This is a genomic window from Desulfobacterales bacterium, assembly GCA_029211065.1.
Lineage (GTDB): Bacteria > Desulfobacterota > Desulfobacteria > Desulfobacterales > JARGFK01 > JARGFK01.
Map to the genome: position 1 here is coordinate 21,774 of JARGFK010000063.1, position 6,050 is coordinate 27,823.

A 6,050-nucleotide genomic window follows, 5' to 3' on the forward strand; every position below is an offset into this window, starting at 1 on the left:
TATTCAAGAGTTATCCCAGAAAATACAATCTGCCGGACAGTTTTTTATCGCCTCGTCGACTTCATCTTCCGGATATACCGCTAATTCTGTTACCTCAATAAAGCCGGCATCGTTAAGCTTAAAAACGGCAGGAGACACCGCCGCACAGACTTCGCAAAGAATACAGTCACTCAGCTCAACGATAGGCTTTTTCATGCGTTTCTATCCTAAAATCGTCCGGCCGATTTTAGTCCCCAGTCTAAAGCAGGCCTCCGTTCCCGCCGTATCCAGCACGTATTGCTGTCTTAACTCCGGCGCAACAATCTCCATCTTCATGGCTTCGATTTCTTTGAGGATCAGTTTGGCGGCTTCGCCGCTCCAACCATACGAACCGAAAGCCGTTCCGATTTTATTTTTGGGTTTGAGTCCTTTCATGTAGGTCAGAAAATCGCTGACCGTGGGGTACAGGCCGTTGTTCAGGGTCGGCGAGCCGATAATAACGGCCCTGGCATCCATAACTTCGGTCATGATATCACTGCGGTGCCACTTTCTCAGGTGCATGGGTTTAACGGTAACCCCGCTGTCAATAAGCCCGGCCGTAATTGCGGTGGCCATCTTTTCGGTGCTGTGCCACATGGTATCGTAAATAACCACTGCTTTTTTTTCAGGCGCCTGTTTGCTCCACTCCACATAGGCCTGAATGATTTTGCCCGGATCCTGCCGCCAGATGACGCCGTGATCCGGGCAGATCATGTTAAACTCCAGCCCCAACGCTGTAACCTGCTCAACCAGTTTTAAAATCAGACTGGAATAAGGCAGCAGGATGTTGGCAAAATATTTTTTGGCGTGGGGCATGATAGCATCACCGATGACATCGTCAAACTTTTCCTGGCCGGCATAATGTTGCCCGAAGGCATCGCTTGAGAAAAGTATTTTATCGTTCTGCAGATAGGTAAACATACTGTCCGGCCAATGAAGCATACGGGTCTCCAGAAATGTCAGTTTTCTTTGCCCGAGGCTCAACTCCTCGCCGCTCTCAACAGCCTTAAAATTCCATTTTTGAGGGAAGTGCAAGGCAAGGTTCTTTGCTCCCATCTTGGAACAGTACAGTGGTTTATTTTCTCCGATCCGATGCATGATCCGGGCGAGTCCGCCGGAATGGTCCGGCTCGGTATGATTGCTGATAACATAGTCAATGGAACTTGGATCCACAATACTGGAAATATTTTCAATGAGTTCATCGGCAAATTCCTTTTTAACGGTATCAATCAGCGTAATCTTTTCGTCTAAAATAAGATAGGCATTATAGCTGGTGCCCCTATAGGTGGAATATCCATGAAAATCTCTAATATTCCAATCAATAACGCCGACATCGTAAATTCCTTTTGCTATTTCAACCGGTCTCATTTCTCTCCTTCTATTTTTTCTCTTTTAGGGTCTTGTACCCCGCAGATTGCTGCAGGATAGATAATTAACAGTCCAGTCATCCATCATTTTTAAAAAAAGATGCCCTTTTTGTCCATTGGTTCCTTATGACAGAAAAGGGCATCGTCGTTCAATTAAATTACATCAACATGTTTTCAAAATCGTCCCCGGATATTAAGATTCCTTCTCGAAATCGTCCTTTGAAGCACCGCAGACCGGACACTCCCAGTCAGCGGGAAGATCTTCAAACTTTGTTCCGGGGGCAGCGCCGTTGTCCGGGTCTCCCTGGGCGGGATCATAAACATAACCGCATACTGTGCATACATACTTATCCATCCGTTCACCCTCCTCTCTGATGATGTGTTATTGCCAGAATAGCTACTGTCTGCAATCGAAACCATCCACAGCTTAAACGCGTGAATGAGTCATTTTATATATGGAATCGCCTAAAATAGCAACGATCCAACCATCAAAATTTTTGAATGATATCTCCCACTTTTTTCTCAATTTTATCTCTGATTTCAGCCATCGCCTCAACTGACGATTCTAAAGCGGAAGGAATATGCCACACCTGTCTTTCCACCCCGGGGTAAATATCGGAACCTGTTTTTTCATCCAAATCAATAATTAATGCCGGCGGTTCAGCGGTTGATACTTCCTGAATCCCTTTCGGGCGGCGAAACGCCATATCGATCCCTTTTTCCTGCATTACCTTTTCCATGACCGGATGGATTTTTTCGCCCGGTTCTGTCCCGGCGCACAGGACCTCTATTTTATCGCCGGCTTGATACTGGAGAAACGCAGACGCCATTTGACTTCGGCAGGCATTCTCACGTCCTAAAACAAGAACCCGGGGCCTTCCCAATAGCGGCTTTACGAGACTGGCGACCGTATTTTTAATGTCGGCATCAACGCCTGGATGCTTTTCCATATCCCCCGGCTGCTCGATCTGCCGGTAAGTCAGACCCCCTTCATAGCTGGCGTTAATGGCGTCAAAAAAATACTTTGCCGTCAGGTGCAGCCCTTCAAAAAGATTTTTCCCCTTGGTCGCCCCCACGGAAAGCAATACCCCCCGCCGGGTCTTGCTGCCGGGATCCACCAGTTTCAACTTGTATCTCCTGGCCCATAAAGTTTGACTCCGATCGATGAGTGCTTTCAATTGGGCGGTTGTGTTGTAAAAAAATACCGGAGTGGCTGCAATGACAAATTCAGCCTCGCGCAGAAGCGAATAAATTTCATGCTTCATATCGTCATCTATCGGACAAAACCCTTTTTTTTCGCAGACGATATACTCCTTGCAGGGTTCGATATTTTTCTTGCACACCTGGATAACATGCGTCTGCACGCCAAATTTCCGGGCTTCTTCCATAAACGCTGAAAGAAGATAATTGGTGTTCCCCTTCAAACGGGGGCTCCCTTGTAATCCGAGCATCAACATGAATTTAACCCTGTTATTTTTTTTGGTGGCATTCTTTGCATTTAACCGGACCGCCCTTTTTATCAGTTGAGGCGAGTTCCTTGTGGCATTTCGTACATTGATTCATGACTTCTTTCTTTTTCAGCTTATCCTGTCTGTTCAATTCCTGGATGGCGCCGACGGTTTGAGGGAAAAGGTTGTGGCAATTGTTGCAATCTTTAAAAGCCGCCTGATGACGGTGGTGAGGAAAAGGAACATCCCCGAGACTTCCGCCGAACAAAACCATTTCCTTTGCCCCATTCTTACCTTCGGCAGCACCCATCGCAATGCCCGTTGCCAAGACAATCAACAGCACAAAGAGAATCATTTTTTTTGTGAACGATTGCATAAATCTAAAAGCCTTTCATTATTAAACGGTCTCTATCCTCAATGCTATGACCAATGAAACGGCCCAACCCCGTGAGCGTTTCGCAGGCAGTCCGTCACCGACAATCAAACGGCTTTGACCCATCGATGCAGCTCGTCAGACAACCCGGTAAAGGGCCCTAAACGATCGGCCGTAATTTCGGACTTGTTTGGGCATTACGTGATACTGCCTGACAAGGGAAACCCTATATGGGTTGATAAACCGATTTAAAATTGTGTGGAGAATCCGTTCTTTTTTAGCCGGATTGCCCTTCCAGCGTACACTGGCTAAAGTCTATTTTTTTCCCGCATTTTCCACAGACATGCTCACGGTTGAACTCATCCGAAAATATTTCTTTTTCTGCTCCACACTCCGGACACCGGCATGTAAAAGTCTTGAGATTTTTGAAATCTTGAAATCCTGGACAATGTTGAGGGGTCGACATAATCTCCTCCAAATATAAAAAGTTTAGCTTTTTGATAATCGAATCAGGGATTTAATTTTTTTGCGATTTCACGCCCGTAATCTTGTGCCATCTGGACGCCTCCGCCGATTGAGCTGGACTTTAGGCGCAATGCACTGCTGACCATATCCATCTTTAAAATGTGTTTCATCGTATCAAAAATGCGATCAGGGGCTTCACCGCTCCAGCCAAAAGCGCCAAACGCCCCGCCGACCTTTCCTTGAAGTCCTGCTTTTTCCGCTATAAATAGGAGCTTCTTCATCCCTTCCATCATGTCACCATGGTAAGTTGCCGATCCAAAAACAAAGGCATCATAGCCTTTTAAATCCACTTCGGTTTTTATGTTGTTTGCATTGACGACAGTAGCGCCGACATTAGCGATCCTTAACCCTTCGGCAATCAATTCGCCAATCTGACGTGTTTCCCCGGTCCTGGTCGCACACGCGATAAGAACTTTCGCCATCGCAGCACCTCCCTAAAAAACGTATAACATCTTTATACACGATTAATGATCACCCTAAATATCACGCGTCCGCTATCCGATTCTCTTGTCAACACCCTCTGCCGTACAGTCCGGCGTATAGCAGGTATTATCAATAAACTCAAATTTTTCCTTGCAGGATGGGCATTGTTCAGGCGGCGCCTCGGCATTCAGTGTGTAACCGCAATTTTTGCATTTCCAGATGGTCATCATATGCCTCCTTGCTACCGAAATTACTAACAATAGCGTTTTTTCGGGGGACGTACAAAATTCCCGCAATTGACGATGATTCCCCCAGTTCTGACCGAATATTTATAAAAACAATTCCGTGGTGTTCAGCCGAACTGCAGATGCCTGTGTCTTCTCCGATGTGCAATAATTTAGCAGAAAATCGCAGTCCGCAGACATCCGCAGACAGGGAGCTCTACCGGATTCAACACAAATAATTTATGGAGGCATAGAAGCCATCCATATGGGCCGGTCGGATATAAACCCGCTCGACCTTACACTTTCCAGAGCCCATGTAGGTTACAATATTCACGGGCAGCAACCTTCTGGGCGCTAATTTTAAAAGTTGCCTCAGGGGCCTCTCCGGGATTTAAAAACTGACGATAAGCCTTGCCGTCGGCAATTATCTCGATCCATTCAATGAAGTGTTTCGCTTCCATGGGGTGGGCAACACTGCCAACCTTGACTTTTACGCCGCCATCGACTTTTTCAATGACAGGAACATGCTTTTCTTTAGCGGCATCAACGGTATTTTCAACCATCAACTTCATCGGTTCGCCGCAGCATACCAGCTCACCCCCGCCGCCATGGAGAACTTCCACGATATTTCCGCATGCTTCACATTTATAAACTTCTAATTTTTCAGCCATTTTTTACTCCTTTCATGCTAAAATAATTTGATTGATGTAGCGTCGCTCCAAATACAATTCAATGAAATGATTGCGGTTTCGAATATTCAGCTCTTTTTCAAAGCAAATCATCCGAACCGATCAGACCACCCTAATAATTTTCACCAAGCAGCTCAAAGTGCGCCTGAGGATGATCGCATGCCGGGCACTCTGTTGGCGCCTCAGTTTCCTCATGCAGATAGCCGCAATTTCGGCAGCGCCAGACAACCTTTTTGGCTCTTTTAAAAACCCGAGCGGATTCAATATTGGCAGCAAGGGCAAGATATCTTTTCTCGTGCTGCTTTTCAGCAACCGCAATCGCTTCCATTACCCCAGCGATTTCCTCGAAGCCCTCTTTACGGGCTATTTGCGCAAATCCCGGATACATTTCTGTATGTTCATGATTTTCCCCTGCAGCCGCGTCTTTTAAATTTTGAAGGGTAGATCCGATGATCCCGGCCGGAAAGGTTGCATTTAATTCAACATCACCGCCTTCAAGAAACTTGAATAGCCTCTTGGCATGTTCTTTTTCCTGGTTTGCAGTCTCTTCAAATATGGCTGACATTTGAACATATCCTTCTTTCTTGGCCTGGCTGGCGAAATACGTATACCGATTCCGTGCCTGTGATTCACCGGCAAACGCCGCTAAGATATTTTTTTCAGTCTTTGATCCTTTCAATTTCCCCATGTTTTTCTCCTTTCAGATTGAAATATGGATCCCTAATAGATTTCACCTATTAATATTAGTTATCATTTAGGATCTTCCTAACACATGTGGCATTTAAAGAAAAGTACATATTTGAATTTAAATGGGTATTTTTATTATAACCAACTGTTTTAGTTAATTATTTATTCGCACCGGATAGCGTTAACACTTTTTATAGACAGTTTAAACTGTTTATAATTTTTTGGGTGCGGCTCTTTTAGGACGACATTGAGCAGCAGTTTTTAACATATAGTATCAAGCCCCATAAAGAAAATTG

At 45.4% G+C, this 6,050-nt stretch carries 9 protein-coding genes; all 9 read right to left on the reverse strand.

Features of this window, described 5'->3' with window-relative positions:
• Positions 1-3 precede the first annotated feature (3 nt).
• A complete protein-coding gene (locus tag P1P89_14290) occupies positions 4-195 on the reverse strand; it encodes a ferredoxin (protein ID MDF1592682.1) in 192 nt (63 codons plus the stop codon).
• 6 nt (positions 196-201) lie between these two features.
• Positions 202-1,386: a flavodoxin domain-containing protein gene (locus tag P1P89_14295; GenBank protein MDF1592683.1), complete on the reverse strand. Its 1,185-nt coding sequence runs from the start codon at positions 1,384-1,386 to the stop codon at positions 202-204.
• Positions 1,387-1,578: 192 nt separating this feature from the next.
• On the reverse strand, positions 1,579-1,740 hold the full coding sequence (locus P1P89_14300; protein ID MDF1592684.1) for a rubredoxin: 162 nt from the start codon (positions 1,738-1,740) through the stop codon (positions 1,579-1,581).
• A 133-nt stretch (positions 1,741-1,873) separates the two neighbouring features.
• Positions 1,874-2,842 (reverse strand): NAD(P)H-dependent oxidoreductase, encoded by a 969-nt coding sequence (locus P1P89_14305; GenBank protein ID MDF1592685.1) that lies wholly within the window; start codon positions 2,840-2,842, stop codon positions 1,874-1,876.
• Between the two features lie 13 nt (positions 2,843-2,855).
• Positions 2,856-3,209: a cytochrome c3 family protein gene (locus P1P89_14310; GenBank protein ID MDF1592686.1), complete on the reverse strand. Its 354-nt coding sequence runs from the start codon at positions 3,207-3,209 to the stop codon at positions 2,856-2,858.
• 506 nt (positions 3,210-3,715) lie between these two features.
• The gene (locus tag P1P89_14315) at positions 3,716-4,153 is read right to left on the reverse strand and encodes a flavodoxin domain-containing protein (protein ID MDF1592687.1); all 438 of its coding nucleotides are present in this window, start codon (positions 4,151-4,153) and stop codon (positions 3,716-3,718) included.
• Between the two features lie 72 nt (positions 4,154-4,225).
• On the reverse strand, positions 4,226-4,384 hold the full coding sequence (locus P1P89_14320; GenBank protein ID MDF1592688.1) for a hypothetical protein: 159 nt from the start codon (positions 4,382-4,384) through the stop codon (positions 4,226-4,228).
• 290 nt (positions 4,385-4,674) lie between these two features.
• The gene (locus tag P1P89_14325) at positions 4,675-5,049 is read right to left on the reverse strand and encodes a desulfoferrodoxin (protein ID MDF1592689.1); all 375 of its coding nucleotides are present in this window, start codon (positions 5,047-5,049) and stop codon (positions 4,675-4,677) included.
• A 130-nt stretch (positions 5,050-5,179) separates the two neighbouring features.
• Positions 5,180-5,755 (reverse strand): rubrerythrin family protein, encoded by a 576-nt coding sequence (locus tag P1P89_14330; GenBank protein MDF1592690.1) that lies wholly within the window; start codon positions 5,753-5,755, stop codon positions 5,180-5,182.
• Between the last annotated feature and the right edge of the window lie 295 nt (positions 5,756-6,050).

Coding starts and splice junctions, on each gene's coding strand:
- P1P89_14310 (MDF1592686.1), bottom strand. CDS start 3,209: ATGCAATCGTTCACAAAAAAAATGATTCTCTTTGTGCTGTTGATTGTC.
- P1P89_14325 (MDF1592689.1), bottom strand. CDS start 5,049: ATGGCTGAAAAATTAGAAGTTTATAAATGTGAAGCATGCGGAAATATC.
- P1P89_14305 (MDF1592685.1), bottom strand. CDS start 2,842: ATGTTGATGCTCGGATTACAAGGGAGCCCCCGTTTGAAGGGGAACACC.
- P1P89_14300 (MDF1592684.1), bottom strand. CDS start 1,740: ATGGATAAGTATGTATGCACAGTATGCGGTTATGTTTATGATCCCGCC.
- P1P89_14290 (MDF1592682.1), bottom strand. CDS start 195: ATGAAAAAGCCTATCGTTGAGCTGAGTGACTGTATTCTTTGCGAAGTC.
- P1P89_14295 (MDF1592683.1), bottom strand. CDS start 1,386: ATGAGACCGGTTGAAATAGCAAAAGGAATTTACGATGTCGGCGTTATT.
- P1P89_14315 (MDF1592687.1), bottom strand. CDS start 4,153: ATGGCGAAAGTTCTTATCGCGTGTGCGACCAGGACCGGGGAAACACGT.
- P1P89_14330 (MDF1592690.1), bottom strand. CDS start 5,755: ATGGGGAAATTGAAAGGATCAAAGACTGAAAAAAATATCTTAGCGGCG.
- P1P89_14320 (MDF1592688.1), bottom strand. CDS start 4,384: ATGATGACCATCTGGAAATGCAAAAATTGCGGTTACACACTGAATGCC.